Genomic DNA, 15,701 nt, shown 5'->3' with positions numbered 1-15,701 from the left:
TGACAAACCCATGCCAAAACGTACAGACATAAAAAGCATCCTGATTCTCGGCGCTGGCCCGATCGTTATCGGCCAGGCTTGCGAATTCGACTACTCCGGCGCCCAGGCCTGCAAAGCCCTGCGCGAGGAGGGCTACCGCGTCATCCTGGTGAACTCCAACCCGGCAACCATCATGACCGACCCGGACATGGCCGACGCCACGTACATCGAGCCGATCAAGTGGCAGACCGTTGCCAAGATCATCGAGAAAGAACGTCCGGACGCGCTGCTGCCAACCATGGGCGGCCAGACCGCCCTGAACTGCGCCCTGGACCTGGAGCGCGAAGGCGTCCTGGAAAAGTTCGGCGTAGAGATGATTGGCGCCAATGCCGACACCATCGACAAGGCCGAAGACCGTTCACGCTTTGACAAAGCGATGAAATCCATTGGCCTGGACTGCCCGCGCTCGGGTATCGCCCACAGCATGGAAGAAGCCAACGCAGTGCTCGAGAAGCTCGGCTTCCCGTGCATCATCCGTCCGTCCTTCACGATGGGCGGCACCGGTGGCGGTATCGCTTACAACCGTGAAGAGTTCGAAGAAATCTGCGCTCGTGGTCTGGACCTGTCGCCGACCAAAGAGCTGCTGATCGACGAATCCCTGATCGGCTGGAAAGAATACGAGATGGAGGTTGTCCGCGATAAGAAGGACAACTGCATCATCGTCTGCTCCATTGAAAACTTTGATCCGATGGGCGTGCACACCGGTGACTCGATCACTGTTGCGCCGGCACAGACCCTGACGGACAAGGAATACCAGATCATGCGTAACGCCTCCCTGGCGGTACTGCGCGAGATCGGCGTGGAAACCGGCGGCTCCAACGTCCAGTTCGGCATCTGCCCGGACACTGGCCGTATGGTGGTCATCGAGATGAACCCGCGGGTATCCCGTTCGTCGGCACTGGCCTCGAAAGCCACTGGTTTCCCGATTGCGCGTATCGCTGCCAAACTGGCGATCGGCTACACCCTGGATGAACTGCAGAACGAAATCACCGGTGGTGCTACTCCTGCGTCCTTCGAGCCGTCCATCGACTACGTCGTGACCAAGCTGCCACGCTTCGCCTTCGAGAAATTCCCGAAAGCCGACGCGCGCCTGACCACTCAAATGAAGTCGGTGGGTGAGGTCATGGCCATTGGCCGGACTTTCCAGGAATCGCTGCAGAAAGCTTTGCGCGGCCTGGAAGTGGGCGTTTGCGGCCTGGACGAGAAGCTCGACCTGAGCAATCCGGAAAGCATGAGCATCCTCAAGCGCGAGCTGACCGTGCCGGGTGCCGAGCGTATCTGGTACGTGGCTGACGCGTTCCGCGCCGGCCTGTCGGTCGAAGATATCTTCGGCATGAACATGATCGACCCGTGGTTCCTGGTACAGATCGAAGATCTGATCAAGGAAGAAGAGAAGGTCAAGACCCTGGGTCTGGCCAGCATCGACAAAGACATGATGTTCCGCCTCAAGCGCAAGGGCTTCTCCGACATGCGTCTGGCCAAGCTGCTGGGCGTGACCGAGAAAAACCTGCGTCGTCACCGTCACAAGCTGGAGATCTTCCCGGTCTACAAGCGCGTTGACACCTGCGCGGCCGAGTTCGCCACCGACACCGCCTACCTCTACTCGACTTACGAGGAAGAGTGCGAAGCCGCGCCGTCGGGCCGCGACAAGATCATGATCCTCGGCGGCGGTCCTAACCGTATCGGCCAAGGCATCGAGTTCGACTATTGCTGCGTGCACGCGGCATTGGCCCTGCGCGAAGACGGTTACGAGACCATCATGGTCAACTGCAACCCGGAAACCGTTTCCACCGACTACGACACCTCCGATCGCCTGTACTTCGAACCAGTGACCCTGGAAGACGTGCTGGAAATCTGCCGCGTCGAAAAGCCTAAAGGCGTGATCGTCCAGTACGGCGGCCAGACCCCACTGAAACTGGCGCGTGCCCTGGAAGAAGCCGGCGTGCCGATCATCGGCACCAGCCCTGACGCCATTGACCGCGCCGAAGACCGCGAGCGCTTCCAGCAAATGGTCGAGCGCCTGAACCTGCGTCAGCCGCCAAACGCTACTGTGCGCAGCGAAGACGAAGCGATTCGTGCTGCCAGCAAGATCGGTTACCCACTGGTAGTTCGTCCGTCCTACGTGTTGGGCGGTCGCGCGATGGAAATCGTCTACGAAGAAGAAGAGCTCAAGCGCTACCTGCGTGACGCGGTGAAAGTGTCCAACGACAGCCCGGTGCTGCTCGACCACTTCCTCAACTGCGCCATCGAAATGGACGTGGATGCGGTCTGCGACGGTACCGACGTGGTGATCGGCGCGATCATGCAGCACATTGAGCAGGCCGGTGTTCACTCCGGTGACTCCGCATGCTCCCTGCCGCCGTACTCGCTGCCTGCGCATATCCAGGACGAGATGCGCGAACAGGTCAAGAAAATGGCCCTGGAGTTGGGCGTTGTCGGCCTGATGAACGTGCAGTTGGCGCTGCAAGGCGAAGACATCTACGTGATCGAAGTCAACCCGCGCGCTTCCCGTACCGTGCCGTTCGTGTCCAAGTGCATCGGTGTTTCCCTGGCGATGATCGCGGCTCGCGTCATGGCCGGTAAAACCCTGAAGGAAATCGGCTTCACCAAGGAAATCATTCCTAACTTCTACAGCGTGAAAGAGGCGGTGTTCCCATTCGCCAAATTCCCGGGTGTGGACCCGATCCTGGGCCCTGAGATGAAGTCCACCGGTGAAGTGATGGGCGTGGGCGACACCTTTGGCGAAGCATTCGCCAAGGCCCAGATGGGCGCCAGCGAAGTACTGCCGACTGGCGGTACCGCGTTCATCAGCGTGCGTGACGATGACAAGCCACTGGTTGCAGGCGTGGCCCGTGATCTGATCAACTTGGGCTTCGAAGTGGTTGCCACTGCCGGTACTGCCAAGCTGATCGAAGCCGCAGGCCTGAAAGTGCGCCGTGTGAACAAGGTGACCGAAGGTCGTCCGCACGTGGTCGACATGATCAAGAATGACGAAGTCACCCTGATCATCAACACCACCGAAGGTCGTCAGTCGATCGCCGACTCGTACTCCATTCGTCGTAATGCCTTGCAGCACAAGATCTACTGCACCACCACCATTGCTGCTGGCGAAGCCATCTGCGAAGCGCTGAAGTTCGGTCCCGAGAAGACCGTACGTCGCTTGCAGGATCTACACGCAGGATTGAAGGCATGATCAAGTACCCAATGACCGTCCAGGGCGCCAAAGCCCTGGAAGAGGAGCACGCTCACCTGACCAAGGTCGTCCGTCCGAAGCTCAGCCAGGACATCGGAACGGCCCGCGAGTTGGGAGACCTGAAGGAAAACGCTGAATACCACGCTGCTCGCGAGCAGCAGGGCATGGTCGAGGCGCGGATTCGTGACATCGAAGGCCGCATGCAGAATGCGGTAATCATCGACGTCACGACCATTGCGCACACCGGCAAAGTGATTTTCGGCACCACCGTTGAAATCGCCAACGTCGAAACCGACGAAAGCGTCACTTACCACATCGTGGGTGAAGACGAAGCTGACTTCAAACTCGGCAAGATTTCCGTGGGTTCGCCACTGGCCCGCGCCTTGATTGCCAAGGAAGAGGGTGACGTGGTTGCCGTGAAGACGCCGGGTGGCGTTATCGAGTATGAGATTGTCGAAGTTCGCCACATCTAATAAGTCAGGGCGCCCGCTTCGTGCGGGCGCCATGCTTTGGCAGTTGACCCAGATGTTATGGGTTGGCGGCCTGTGGCTGCTGCATATCGGTCTGGTGCCGGTGCTGGGCATGATTGGCCTGGCGCCGCTGCTGATCGACGAAGTTGCAGGCATGCTGAATGCGCTGATGGTGGCGTTTGGCGCAGCGTGTGTGATTTTTCAGGCTTTGGTGCTGATTCAGGCCGAGGGCCTTGCCAGTCTATGGCGCGATATTCGCGGGCAACTGCTGTTGGTGGGGTTGTGTGCGTGCGGGATGTTTGTCGTCGTGCGCTTCGGCTGGCCGGATGCAGTGCGTTGGCAGGTTTTCAGCTACCTGGTCCTGGGCTTTTCCGGGCTGGTGCTGGTGTTGCAGCCGGTGCCTGGGTGGAGTGGCAGGGTGCGCGAAGCACACCCTTGACCCTTGTCATCACTTGAAGCGATGGACGTTCGACAGTTGCTTGTTGACGCTGAAGTTCTTGCGGTAAATCAGTGCCATCTTGCCGATGACCTGAACCAGGTCCGCTTTGCCGACCTTGCACAGTTCTGCAATGTTCGCCAGGCGCGACTCGCGATCGAGGATGTTGAGCTTGATTTTAATCAGCTCGTGATCCGCCAACGCGCGTTCAAGTTCGGCTAACACACCTTCAGTCAAACCGTTGTCAGCCACAGTCAAGACTGGTTTCAGATGGTGGCCAATGGATTTGTACTGTTTCTTCTGCTCTTGAGTGAGCGGCATAATCTGACCCCTGCGTCTGATCTTGTAAAAAGCGGCGGCCAGTTTACCCGAGCGAGTCCGGGACCGCCCAGTTAATCACGACCCGTTTTATTTTCGAGGTGGCCCGTGGCCCGTTCCAAGACAAGCCTTAAGTGGCTGCAAAGACATGTCAATGATCCCTATGTGAAGCAGGCGCAGAAGGATGGTTACCGCTCGCGTGCGAGTTACAAGCTTCTGGAGGTCCAGGAGAAATACAAGCTGATCCGTCCGGGTATGAGCGTTGTCGACCTGGGTGCGGCGCCCGGCGGCTGGTCGCAGGTCACTAGTCGGCTGATCGGTGGTCATGGGCGTTTGATCGCCTCGGACATCCTGGAAATGGACAGTATTCCGGACGTGACTTTCATCCAGGGTGACTTCACCCAGGACGAAGTGCTCGCTCAGATCCTTGAAGCCGTGGGTAATTCGCAGGTGGACCTTGTGATTTCCGATATGGCCCCCAATATGAGTGGTACGCCTGAGGTGGACATGCCAAAAGCCATGTTTCTATGTGAGCTGGCTCTTGATCTGGCGGCACGGATACTCAGGCCGGGTGGCAATTTTGTGATCAAGGTGTTTCAGGGCGAAGGGTTTGATGCTTACGTGAAGGACGCTCGTCAGAAATTCGACAAGGTCCAGATGATTAAGCCGGACTCTTCCCGTGGCAGTTCCCGCGAGCAATACATGCTGGCTTGGGGCTACCGCGGCCGCAGTGAGTAAATCGAGGTTTTTTTGCGGCTCGATAGGATTTTCGTATTTCGCCCTGTGGGAAATAGCGAATATTGTGTAGAAAGTGTTTCACAAAGGGTTACAGACGGCGCCTGCCAGAGCCGTACGTAATGTAGTAAGTTAGGCCGGTGAATATCATGCGAAGCGCGCGCCATTAGCGGAGCTTGCTTCAGAGGGTAGTTAATTGAACGATATGGCAAAGAATCTGATCCTGTGGTTGATCATCGCGGCGGTCCTGGTGACGGTGATGAACAACTTCTCCAGCCCTAACGAGCCGCAGACCCTCAACTACTCCGACTTCATCCAGCAGGTCAAGGATGGCAAGGTCGAGCGCGTAGCCGTTGACGGTTATGTGATTACCGGTAAACGCAACGATGGCGACAGCTTCAAGACCATCCGTCCGGCAATTCAGGACAACGGTCTGATCGGTGACCTCGTGGACAACCACGTCGTTGTCGAAGGTAAGCAGCCTGAGCAGCAAAGCATCTGGACTCAACTCCTGGTGGCAAGCTTCCCGATCTTGGTGATCATCGCCGTGTTCATGTTCTTCATGCGCCAGATGCAGGGCGGCGCGGGAGGCAAGGGTGGGCCGATGAGCTTCGGCAAGAGCAAGGCACGCCTGCTCTCCGAAGATCAGGTCAAGACTACATTGGCTGACGTTGCTGGTTGCGACGAAGCCAAGGAAGAAGTCGGCGAGTTGGTAGAATTCCTCCGTGATCCGGGCAAGTTTCAGCGCCTGGGTGGTCGCATCCCTCGCGGTGTGCTGATGGTCGGTCCTCCGGGTACCGGTAAAACCTTGCTGGCCAAGGCGATTGCCGGCGAAGCGAAGGTGCCGTTCTTTACCATTTCCGGTTCCGACTTCGTCGAGATGTTTGTCGGCGTGGGTGCGAGCCGTGTTCGTGACATGTTCGAGCAGGCCAAGAAGCATGCGCCTTGCATCATCTTCATCGATGAAATCGACGCCGTCGGTCGCCACCGTGGCGCCGGTATGGGTGGTGGTCACGACGAGCGCGAACAGACTCTCAACCAGTTGCTGGTAGAGATGGACGGCTTCGAAATGAATGACGGCATCATCGTGATTGCTGCAACCAACCGTCCGGACGTATTGGACCCTGCGTTGCTGCGTCCGGGCCGTTTCGACCGTCAGGTCGTGGTAGGTCTGCCGGATATCCGAGGTCGCGAGCAAATTCTCAAGGTGCACATGCGCAAAGTGCCAATGGGTGACGACGTCGCTCCTGCGGTAATTGCCCGTGGTACACCAGGGTTCTCTGGTGCCGACCTTGCCAACCTGGTGAACGAAGCGTCGTTGTTCGCTGCCCGTACCGGCAAGCGCGTCGTCGAAATGAAAGAATTCGAACTGGCCAAGGACAAGATCATGATGGGCGCTGAGCGCAAATCCATGGTCATGTCGGAAAAAGAGAAGCAGAACACCGCTTATCACGAAGCAGGTCATGCCATTGTGGGGCGCGTAGTGCCGGAGCATGACCCGGTCTACAAGGTCTCCATCATCCCGCGCGGTCGTGCGTTGGGTGTGACCATGTTCCTGCCGGAGGAAGATCGCTACAGCCTGTCCAAGCGTGCGCTGATCAGCCAGATCTGCTCGCTCTACGGTGGTCGTATCGCTGAAGAGATGACCTTGGGCTTCGACGGTGTGACCACCGGAGCTTCCAACGACATCATGCGCGCCAGCCAGATTGCGCGGAACATGGTAACCAAATGGGGACTGTCGGAAAAACTCGGTCCGCTTATGTATGCCGAAGAAGAAGGCGAAGTGTTCCTCGGTCGCGGTGGCGGAGGTCAGGGTGCAAGCTTCTCTGGTGAGACAGCCAAGCTGATCGACTCCGAGGTCCGCAGCATCATTGATCAGTGCTACGGCACCGCCAAGCAGATTCTCACCGATAATCGCGACAAGCTCGACGCAATGGCCGATGCGCTGATGAAATACGAGACGATCGATGCCGATCAGATCGACGACATCATGGCGGGTCGTACTCCTCGCGAACCTCGGGACTGGTCGGGTGGTACAGGCACTTCCGGTACTCCTCCGGCAGTGCAGGATCCGCGCCCGGAAACACCGATCGGCGGTCCTGCTGCTGACGTTTAAGGTTTGAAATGACTTTTGTTCAGTCCTCGACCCGGTTGCCTTGCGGCAACCGGGTTCTTGATTTGGCCCATACGCATGTCATGGGTATTCTCAACGTAACTCCCGACTCCTTTTCCGATGGCGGCCGCTTCAGCCAGCTCGACGCGGCTCTGCGCCATGCGGAAGCGATGGTGGCGGCCGGCGCGACGCTGATCGATGTCGGAGGTGAATCGACCCGGCCGGGTGCCAGGGCGGTTTCTCCGCTCGAGGAGCTCGAGCGCGTAGCGCCTGTCGTCGAGCGCCTCAACAACGAACTCGATGTGATCATTTCGGTTGATACCTCCACTCCGGCAGTCATGCGCGAAACTGCGCGACTGGGGGCGGGGTTGATCAATGATGTGCGCTCCTTGCGCCGTGACGGCGCATTGGATGCCGCTGCAGCCACCGGCTTGCCTGTGTGCTTGATGCATATGCTGGGCGAGCCTGGCGACATGCAGGATGATCCGCATTATCAGGACGTTACCAGTGAGGTCGGTGAGTTTCTCGCCGAGCGGATGGCTCAGTGTGCACTGGTTGGCATTCCAGCCGAGCGCATCATCCTGGATCCGGGCTTCGGCTTCGCCAAAACCCTGCAGCACAATCTAAGCTTGTTCAAACACATGGAAGCCTTGCACGCCCTGGGGCGCCCCCTGTTGGTCGGGGTTTCGCGCAAGAGCATGATTGGCAATGCGTTAAATCGTCCGGTCGGGGAACGTCTGTATGGCGGCCTGGCGCTGGCGGCACTGGCGTGCGCCAAGGGAGCGCGTATATTGCGCGTCCATGATGTAGCCGAAACAGTTGATGTAGTGCGGATGATTACCGCAGTCGAAACAGCCGAATAAGAGTGATGGAGCAACTTATGACTAAGAAATACTTTGGTACCGACGGCATTCGCGGTCGAGTCGGCGAATACCCAATTACCCCTGACTTCATGCTCAAGCTTGGCTGGGCTGCAGGCATGGCGTTTCGCAAGATGGGTGCATGCAAGGTGCTGGTGGGCAAGGACACCCGCATATCCGGATATATGTTTGAGTCGGCGCTGGAGGCTGGCCTGACGTCGGCCGGTGCCGACGTGATGCTGTTGGGGCCGATGCCAACACCTGCCATTGCCTACCTGACCCGCACTTTTCATGCGCAAGCCGGGATCGTGATCAGTGCCTCGCACAACCCTCACGACGACAACGGCATCAAGTTCTTCTCCGGCAGTGGGACCAAGCTTCCGGATGAAGTCGAGTTGATGATCGAAGAACTGCTCGACACCCCGATGACTGTGGTTGAGTCGAGCAAGATCGGCAAGGTTTCGCGGATCAACGATGCCTCGGGTCGTTATATCGAATTCTGCAAGAGCAGCGTGCCGACGGGTACCAGCTTTGCTGGCCTGAAGATCGTGCTCGACTGCGCCCACGGTGCGACCTACAAAGTGGCCCCGAGCGTATTCCGTGAGCTGGGGGCTGAAGTCGTAGTGCTCTCTGCCCAGCCCAATGGCCTGAACATCAATGATAATTGTGGCTCGACCCACATGGGGCAACTGCAGGCTGCCGTACTGGCCGAACACGCCGACCTGGGTATCGCCTTTGATGGCGATGGCGACCGGGTGCTGATGGTTGATCACACCGGTGCCATTGTTGATGGCGACGAGTTGCTCTATATCATTGCTCGCGATCTGCATGAGCGTGACAAGCTGCAGGGCGGCGTGGTCGGTACCTTGATGAGTAACCTTGGGCTGGAACTGGCCCTGGCTGACCTGTCGATTCCTTTTGTGCGCGCCAATGTCGGCGATCGGTATGTTATTGCTGACCTATTGGAGCGCAATTGGCTGGTGGGTGGCGAAAACTCCGGGCATATCGTGTGCTTTAGCCACACTACCACCGGTGATGCGATCATTGCGGCGTTGCAAGTGCTGATGGCCCTCAAGACTCGCTCCGAAGGTCTTGCCCAGGCGCGTCAAGCGTTGCGCAAGTGCCCTCAGGTGCTGATCAATGTGCGTTTTGGCGGTGGTGCCAATCCAATTGAGCATCCAGCAGTCAAAGAGGCCAGTCAGCGCGTCACTGACGCCATGGCCGGTCGTGGGCGCGTGTTGTTGCGTAAGTCCGGTACCGAGCCGCTGGTGCGTGTCATGGTCGAAGGCGAAGACGAAACACAGGTTCGTGGCTATGCCGAAGAGCTGGCAAAGCTGGTTACTGAAGTTTCTGCCTGAATTCGGCTTGCCAGTCTTGATTGTGTTGGGTAACATCTGCGCCCACTTTGACCGACGAGGTACAGCATGCGTCGCCCTATGGTAGCTGGTAACTGGAAGATGCACGGTACCCGCGCCAGCGTCGCTGAGCTGATCAATGGCCTGAGTCATCTGGCCTTGCCGAGCGGTGTTGATGTAGCGGTATTCCCGCCTTGCCTGCATATCAATCAAGTGATTGATGGCTTGAAAGGCCAGCCGATCCAGGTCGGTGCGCAGAACTCTGCGGTGGAATCCATGCAAGGTGCGTTGACCGGTGAGATTGCACCGAGTCAGTTGGTGGATGCAGGTTGTACCCTGGTTCTTGTAGGGCACTCCGAGCGCCGCCAGATCATGGGCGAGCAGGACGGAGCATTGATCCGCAAGTTCGCAGCGGCACAGGCATGCGGCTTGATTCCGGTGTTGTGCGTAGGGGAGACCCTTGAACAGCGCGAAGCCGGGAAAACTCTTGAGGTGGTCGGGCGTCAGCTGGGCTGCATCATCGAGGAGCTGGGTGTTGGTGTCTTTGCCCAGGCAGTCATTGCTTACGAGCCGGTCTGGGCCATTGGCACCGGGCTGACGGCTTCGCCGCAACAAGCGCAGGATGTGCACGCAGCCATCCGCGCCCAGTTGGCGGCAGAAAATTCTGAGGTCGCACAAGGTGTGCGGCTTCTATACGGCGGCAGCGTGAAGGCGGCCAATGCGGTCGAACTGTTCGGCATGCCGGATATCGATGGGGGGCTCATTGGTGGAGCTTCCCTGAATGCAGATGAGTTCGGTGCGATCATTCGCGCCGCGGGAAACTGAAAAAATGCTGGAAACAGTCGTAGTCGTTTTTCATCTGCTGGGTGCATTGGGCGTAGTTGCTCTGGTTTTGCTGCAGCAGGGTAAAGGTGCGGATGCTGGTGCGTCTTTCGGAGCAGGTGCTTCAAATACTGTGTTCGGAAGCCAAGGTTCCTCTACCTTTCTTAGTAAGTTTACTGCTATACTTGCCGCAGGTTTCTTCATAACCAGCTTGGGGTTAGGTTACTTTGCTAAAGAGAAAGCTCACCAGCTGACTCAAGTAGGTTTACCAGATCCAGCAGTGTTGGAAGTTCCAAAGCAAAAACCGGCTTCTGATGATGTACCGGTGCTTCAAGAGCAAAAGTCGGCTACTTCAGCGACTGACGTGCCTCCAGCTCAAGAGCAGAAGTAAGAAGGGTTTCAAACGTAGTATTGCCGAGGTGGTGGAATTGGTAGACACGCAACCTTGAGGTGGTTGTGCCCATAGGGTGTAGGGGTTCGAGTCCCCTTCTCGGTACCAATTATCAGGAGAGCCCGCTGTTGCGGGCTTTCTTGTAGGTGGAAGGTTACATTGACCCTGAAAGGGATCGGTCGTATACTTCCGCCCCAGCTTTGTCGCGGGGTGGAGCAGTCTGGTAGCTCGTCGGGCTCATAACCCGAAGGTCGTCGGTTCAAATCCGGCCCCCGCAACCAGTTTAAGGAGCCCCTTTTAAGGGGCTTTTTGTTAGCTGGACACTTTCAACGCCGCTGTTCGACGGCGTTTCAAGGATGGGCGTTTCGCCCATTTTTTTATTTTGCACAGCATGCACATACATGCACGAGGGGGTTCAGGTGTCGAGCAAGCTAGAAGAGTTGCAGGCCTTGCTGGCCCCGGTGGTCGTGGCCCTAGGCTATGAATGCTGGGGTATTGAGTTTTCGGCTCAAGGTCGCCACTCAATGTTGCGCGTTTATATCGATAAAGAGGGCGGTGTGCTGGTGGACGACTGTGCCATTGTCAGCCGTCAGATCAGTGGTGTTCTGGACGTTGAAGATCCAATCGCCGTTGAATACACCCTCGAAGTTTCCTCGCCTGGCATGGAACGCCCGCTGTTCACTATTGAGCAGTTTGCAAAATTTGCCGGTGAACAAGTGAAGATCAAGCTGCGCTCGCCTTTTGAAGGTCGACGCAACTTTCAGGGCCTTCTGCGCGGTGTAGAAGAGCAGGACGTCGTGGTGCAGGTAGAAGACCATGAGTTCCTGTTGCCGATCGATATGATCGACAAGGCCAACATTATTCCCAGTTTTGACTGAGACGCGGATCCCGCGGATCCAATGGCTTGCGAAAGGCGAGGCGTACGATGAGCAAAGAAGTACTGCTGGTTGTTGAGTCGGTATCCAATGAAAAGGGCGTACCGGCAAACGTAATTTTTGAAGCGCTGGAGCTGGCCTTGGCCACTGCTACCAAAAAGCGTTTCGAGGACGAAGTCGATCTGCGTGTGGAAATCAATCGCCACACCGGTGCCTACGAGACTTTCCGTCGCTGGACGGTGGTCGAAGAAGCAGACCTGGACGATCCGGCTATCGAAACCTGGCCAAGCAAGGTTGCAGAAACGCATCCTGGCGCACAGGTCGGTGACGTAGTCGAAGAAAAGATCGAGTCCATCGAGTTCGGCCGTATTGCTGCACAGACTGCGAAGCAGGTCATTGTGCAGAAAGTTCGCGAAGCCGAGCGCGCTCAAGTCGTTGATGCTTATCGCGAGCGCCTGGGAGAAATCATCTCCGGCACCGTGAAGAAAGTGACCCGCGACAACGTGATCGTCGACTTGGGCAACAACGCAGAAGCGTTGCTGGCTCGTGAAGACATCATCTCCCGCGAAACTTTCCGGGTTGGCGTACGCCTGCGTGCGTTGCTCAAGGAAATCCGCACCGAGAACCGCGGCCCGCAGCTGATCCTGTCGCGTACCGCGCCGGAAATGCTGATCGAGTTGTTCCGCATCGAAGTGCCGGAAATTGCTGAAGGCCTGATCGAAGTAATGGCTGCATCCCGTGACCCGGGTTCGCGTGCCAAGATCGCGGTCCGCTCCAAGGACAAACGCATCGACCCGCAGGGCGCTTGCATCGGTATGCGCGGTTCGCGCGTCCAGGCAGTGTCGGGTGAGTTGGGCGGTGAGCGTGTGGACATCGTCCTGTGGGACGATAACCCGGCTCAGTTCGTAATCAACGCTATGTCCCCGGCTGAGGTTGCGGCAATTATCGTTGACGAAGATGCCCATGCAATGGACATCGCCGTTGGCGCAGACAATCTGGCTCAGGCCATCGGTCGCGGAGGTCAGAACGTGCGTCTGGCCAGCCAGTTGACTGGCTGGACCCTGAACGTGATGACCGAATCGGACATCCAGGCTAAGCAGCAAGCAGAAACCGGCGACATCCTGCGCAACTTCATCGACGAGCTGGAAGTCGACGAAGACCTTGCACAGGTGCTGGTAGATGAAGGCTTCACCAGCCTGGAAGAGATTGCCTACGTACCGGTGGAGGAAATGCTCAACATCGATGGCTTTGACGAAGAAACCGTCAACGAGCTTCGCGCTCGTGCCAAGGATCGTTTGTTGACCAAAGCCATCGCTACTGAGGAAAAGCTGGCAGACGCCCATCCGGCCGAAGACCTGCTCTCGCTTGAGGGTATGGACAAGGATTTGGCGATGGAACTGGCGGTGCGCGGCGTAATTACCCGCGAAGACCTGGCCGAGCAGTCTATTGACGATCTGCTCGACATCGACGGCATTGACGATGATCGTGCCGGCAAGTTGATCATGGCCGCCCGAGCCCATTGGTTCGAGTAATTAGGCGCGGCCTGAGGAGAGAAGTGCATGACGCAAGTCACGGTGAAACAACTGGCCGATGAGGTCAAAACACCGGTAGAGCGCCTGTTGCAGCAGATGCGTGAGGCAGGTCTGCCGCACACCGCCGCCGAAGAACATGTGACTGACAGTGAGAAGCAATCTTTGCTGACTCACTTGAAAAGCAGCCACAAGGCGAAAGTGGAAGAACCACGCAAGATCACGCTGCAGCGTAAAACCACCAGCACCCTGCGTGTTGCTGGCAGCAAAAGCATCAGCGTTGAAGTACGCAAGAAGAAAGTCTTCGTACAGCGCAGCCCGGAAGAAATTGAAGCCGAGCGCAAACGCGAACTGGATGAACGTCGCGCAGTAGATAGTGCTGCACGTCAGAAGGCTGAAGAAGAAGCCAAGCGTCGCGCCGAAGAAGAAGCGCGTCGCCAGCCTGCTGCTGCGCAAACCGCTACCAACGACGCAGTCGCGGCTCCTGCTGCGGCCGCCGTGCCTGTGCGTGAAAGCGCTCCGGTTGTGGCTGCTGCTCCAGCACCGTCTGCAGACGTTCGTAACAAGCAGAACGAACAGCGCCGTCCGGACAAACCACGTGCAGACGATAACAATCGTCGCAGCGGTGGTGGCGACGGCGAGCGTAAAAACGCTCCGCATCGTGCCTCGGTCAAAGAGAAAGCGCCTGCTCCACGCGTTGCCCCACGTACTACCGACGAAGAAAGCGATGGCTTCCGTCGTGGTGGTCGCGGCAAGGCCAAGCTGAAAAAACGCAATGCCCACGGTTTCCAGAGCCCAACCGGCCCTGTCGTGCGTGATGTGCAGATCGGTGAGACCATCACTGTTGGCGATCTCGCCAATCAGATGTCGGTCAAGGCTGCTGAAATCATCAAGTTCATGTTCAAACTGGGTACTCCAGCGACCATCAACCAGGTGCTTGATCAGGAAACTGCTCAGCTGGTAGCCGAAGAACTGGGCCACAAAGTGACCCTGGTCAGCGACACCGCCCTGGAAGATTCCCTGGCCGAGTCCCTGAAGTTTGAAGGTGAGACGTTCTCCCGTGCTCCAGTTGTGACCGTAATGGGCCACGTTGACCATGGTAAGACTTCGCTGCTCGACTACATCCGTCGTGCCAAGGTAGCTGCTGGCGAAGCCGGCGGTATCACCCAGCACATCGGTGCGTACCACGTTGAAACCGAACGTGGCATGGTCACCTTCCTCGACACCCCAGGTCACGCCGCGTTTACCGCCATGCGTGCTCGTGGTGCCAAGGCCACTGACATCGTGATCCTGGTAGTTGCAGCGGACGACGGCGTGATGCCGCAGACCATTGAAGCTGTCCAGCACGCCAAGGCTGCCGGTGTTCCACTGGTTGTTGCAGTGAACAAGATCGACAAGCCGGGCGCTGATCTCGATCGCATCCGTAGCGAACTGTCGGTTCACGGCGTGACTTCGGAAGAGTGGGGCGGCGACACCCCGTTCGTATCGGTTTCGGCGAAAGTCGGTACCGGCGTGGACGAGTTGCTCGAAGCTGTCCTGCTGCAAGCTGAAGTTCTTGAATTGAAAGCGACTCCTTCGGCTCCTGGCCGTGGCGTCGTGGTTGAATCGCGTCTCGACAAAGGTCGTGGTCCGGTTGCAACCGTTCTGGTTCAAGACGGTACCCTGCGCCAAGGCGACATGGTGCTGGTCGGTTCGAACTATGGCCGTGTACGTGCCATGCTCGACGAGAACGGCAAGCCAATCAAGGAAGCCGGTCCTTCCATCCCTGTCGAGATCCTCGGCCTGGACGGTACCCCGGACGCTGGCGACGAGATGAGCGTGTTGTCGGACGAGAAGAAAGCCCGTGAAGTGGCTCTGTTCCGTCAAGGCAAGTTCCGCGAAGTCAAATTGGCTCGCGCTCACGCCGGCAAGCTGGAAAACATCTTTGAAAACATGGGCCAGGCAGAGAAGAAGACGCTTAACATCGTCCTCAAATCTGACGTCCGTGGTTCGCTGGAAGCGTTGAACGGTGCCCTTAACGGCCTGGGTAACGACGAAGTGCAAGTGCGTGTTGTCGGTGGCGGTGTCGGTGGTATCACCGAGTCCGACGCCAACCTGGCACTGGCCTCCAACGCTGTACTGTTCGGCTTCAACGTGCGTGCCGATGCTGGCGCTCGCAAGATCGTCGAGCAGGAAGGTCTGGATATGCGTTATTACAACGTGATCTACGACATCATCGAAGACGTCAAGAAAGCCCTGACCGGTATGCTGGGCAGCGATGTTCGCGAGAACATCCTGGGTATCGCTGAAGTACGTGACGTGTTCCGTTCGCCGAAGTTTGGCGCGATCGCCGGTTGCATGGTGCTCGAAGGTGTCGTTCACCGTAACCGTCCAATCCGTGTACTGCGTGAAGACATCGTTATCTTCGAAGGCGAGCTGGAATCCCTGCGCCGCTTCAAGGATGACGCTTCCGAAGTACGTGCCGGCATGGAATGCGGTATCGGCGTGAAGAGCTACAACGACGTCAAAGCTGGCGACAAGATCGAAGTCTACGAGAAGGTTCAGGTTGCTCGCAGCCTCTAACTC

General features: G+C 57.7%; 13 protein-coding genes and 2 tRNA genes. 14 read left to right on the top strand and 1 reads right to left on the bottom strand.

Going from position 1 to position 15,701, the window contains the following annotated elements; all coding sequences use genetic code 11:
* The first annotated feature begins 10 nt into the window (after nucleotides 1-10).
* The 3 genes from carB to L9059_RS17275 are packed head-to-tail and all read left to right on the top strand — an operon-like array spanning nucleotide 11 to nucleotide 4,141.
* A complete protein-coding gene (gene carB / locus L9059_RS17285; RefSeq protein ID WP_247292183.1) occupies nucleotides 11-3,232 on the top strand; it encodes a carbamoyl-phosphate synthase large subunit in 3,222 nt (1,073 codons plus the stop codon).
* Nucleotides 3,229-3,705 carry a transcription elongation factor GreA gene (gene greA / locus L9059_RS17280; RefSeq protein ID WP_247292182.1) on the top strand — a complete coding sequence of 159 codons (477 nt, stop codon included), beginning with the start codon at nucleotides 3,229-3,231 and terminating at the stop codon, nucleotides 3,703-3,705. Before carB ends, greA begins: the two co-directional genes overlap by 4 nt.
* 31 nt (nucleotides 3,706-3,736) lie before the next feature.
* Complete coding sequence (locus tag L9059_RS17275) at nucleotides 3,737-4,141, top strand: MFS transporter (RefSeq protein WP_247292181.1); 405 nt, start codon at nucleotides 3,737-3,739, stop codon at nucleotides 4,139-4,141.
* Between the two features lie 9 nt (nucleotides 4,142-4,150).
* Here the strand turns inward: L9059_RS17275 and L9059_RS17270 are convergent, their stop codons facing one another.
* Nucleotides 4,151-4,459: a YhbY family RNA-binding protein gene (locus L9059_RS17270; protein ID WP_008005472.1), complete on the bottom strand. Its 309-nt coding sequence runs from the start codon at nucleotides 4,457-4,459 to the stop codon at nucleotides 4,151-4,153.
* 105 nt (nucleotides 4,460-4,564) lie between these two features.
* Here L9059_RS17270 and rlmE point away from each other — a divergent pair, with 105 nt between their 5' ends.
* The 11 genes from rlmE (at nucleotide 4,565) to infB (ending at nucleotide 15,698) form a co-directional block, all read left to right on the top strand.
* The gene (rlmE, locus tag L9059_RS17265; protein WP_247292180.1) at nucleotides 4,565-5,194 is read left to right on the top strand and encodes a 23S rRNA (uridine(2552)-2'-O)-methyltransferase RlmE; all 630 of its coding nucleotides are present in this window, start codon (nucleotides 4,565-4,567) and stop codon (nucleotides 5,192-5,194) included.
* Between the two features lie 202 nt (nucleotides 5,195-5,396).
* Nucleotides 5,397-7,307, top strand: a complete 1,911-nt coding sequence (gene ftsH, locus L9059_RS17260) for an ATP-dependent zinc metalloprotease FtsH (RefSeq protein ID WP_247292179.1) — start codon at nucleotides 5,397-5,399, stop codon at nucleotides 7,305-7,307.
* Nucleotides 7,308-7,315: 8 nt separating this feature from the next.
* Nucleotides 7,316-8,167, top strand: coding sequence for a dihydropteroate synthase (gene folP, locus L9059_RS17255; protein ID WP_247292178.1), 852 nt, complete (start codon nucleotides 7,316-7,318; stop codon nucleotides 8,165-8,167).
* A gap of 17 nt (nucleotides 8,168-8,184) precedes the next feature.
* Complete coding sequence (gene glmM, locus L9059_RS17250) at nucleotides 8,185-9,522, top strand: phosphoglucosamine mutase (protein WP_247292177.1); 1,338 nt, start codon at nucleotides 8,185-8,187, stop codon at nucleotides 9,520-9,522.
* Between the two features lie 66 nt (nucleotides 9,523-9,588).
* A complete protein-coding gene (tpiA, locus tag L9059_RS17245; protein ID WP_247292176.1) occupies nucleotides 9,589-10,344 on the top strand; it encodes a triose-phosphate isomerase in 756 nt (251 codons plus the stop codon).
* 4 nt (nucleotides 10,345-10,348) lie between these two features.
* Nucleotides 10,349-10,732, top strand: coding sequence for a preprotein translocase subunit SecG (gene secG, locus L9059_RS17240; protein ID WP_081818720.1), 384 nt, complete (start codon nucleotides 10,349-10,351; stop codon nucleotides 10,730-10,732).
* A gap of 22 nt (nucleotides 10,733-10,754) precedes the next feature.
* Nucleotides 10,755-10,840, top strand: a tRNA-Leu gene (locus L9059_RS17235).
* A 96-nt stretch (nucleotides 10,841-10,936) separates the two neighbouring features.
* Nucleotides 10,937-11,013: transfer RNA gene (locus L9059_RS17230), tRNA-Met, on the top strand.
* Between the two features lie 138 nt (nucleotides 11,014-11,151).
* Entirely contained in the window at nucleotides 11,152-11,610 is a 459-nt protein-coding gene (gene rimP / locus L9059_RS17225) for a ribosome maturation factor RimP (RefSeq protein WP_010463487.1), read from the top strand.
* Between the two features lie 47 nt (nucleotides 11,611-11,657).
* Nucleotides 11,658-13,139 (top strand): transcription termination factor NusA, encoded by a 1,482-nt coding sequence (gene nusA, locus L9059_RS17220; RefSeq protein ID WP_045060041.1) that lies wholly within the window; start codon nucleotides 11,658-11,660, stop codon nucleotides 13,137-13,139.
* A gap of 27 nt (nucleotides 13,140-13,166) precedes the next feature.
* Complete coding sequence (gene infB, locus L9059_RS17215) at nucleotides 13,167-15,698, top strand: translation initiation factor IF-2 (RefSeq protein ID WP_247292175.1); 2,532 nt, start codon at nucleotides 13,167-13,169, stop codon at nucleotides 15,696-15,698.
* The last annotated feature ends 3 nt before the right edge of the window (nucleotides 15,699-15,701 follow it).

It is taken from the genome of Pseudomonas violetae (assembly GCF_023072615.1).
GTDB classification, from domain to species: domain Bacteria; phylum Pseudomonadota; class Gammaproteobacteria; order Pseudomonadales; family Pseudomonadaceae; genus Aquipseudomonas; species Aquipseudomonas violetae.
The sequence above is the reverse complement of the archived record's forward strand: the minus strand, read 5'-3'. Positions and strand labels throughout refer to the sequence as shown.

What these genes read in the sequence shown, in the direction of transcription:
- tpiA (WP_247292176.1), top strand. Translation starts at nt 9,589, where the DNA reads ATGCGTCGCCCTATGGTAGCTGGTAACTGGAAGATGCACGGTACCCGC.
- glmM (WP_247292177.1), top strand. Translation starts at nt 8,185, where the DNA reads ATGACTAAGAAATACTTTGGTACCGACGGCATTCGCGGTCGAGTCGGC.
- carB (WP_247292183.1), top strand. Translation starts at nt 11, where the DNA reads ATGCCAAAACGTACAGACATAAAAAGCATCCTGATTCTCGGCGCTGGC.
- secG (WP_081818720.1), top strand. Translation starts at nt 10,349, where the DNA reads ATGCTGGAAACAGTCGTAGTCGTTTTTCATCTGCTGGGTGCATTGGGC.
- ftsH (WP_247292179.1), top strand. Translation starts at nt 5,397, where the DNA reads ATGGCAAAGAATCTGATCCTGTGGTTGATCATCGCGGCGGTCCTGGTG.
- nusA (WP_045060041.1), top strand. Translation starts at nt 11,658, where the DNA reads ATGAGCAAAGAAGTACTGCTGGTTGTTGAGTCGGTATCCAATGAAAAG.
- L9059_RS17275 (WP_247292181.1), top strand. Translation starts at nt 3,737, where the DNA reads ATGCTTTGGCAGTTGACCCAGATGTTATGGGTTGGCGGCCTGTGGCTG.
- L9059_RS17270 (WP_008005472.1), bottom strand. Translation starts at nt 4,459, where the DNA reads ATGCCGCTCACTCAAGAGCAGAAGAAACAGTACAAATCCATTGGCCAC.
- infB (WP_247292175.1), top strand. Translation starts at nt 13,167, where the DNA reads ATGACGCAAGTCACGGTGAAACAACTGGCCGATGAGGTCAAAACACCG.
- folP (WP_247292178.1), top strand. Translation starts at nt 7,316, where the DNA reads ATGACTTTTGTTCAGTCCTCGACCCGGTTGCCTTGCGGCAACCGGGTT.
- greA (WP_247292182.1), top strand. Translation starts at nt 3,229, where the DNA reads ATGATCAAGTACCCAATGACCGTCCAGGGCGCCAAAGCCCTGGAAGAG.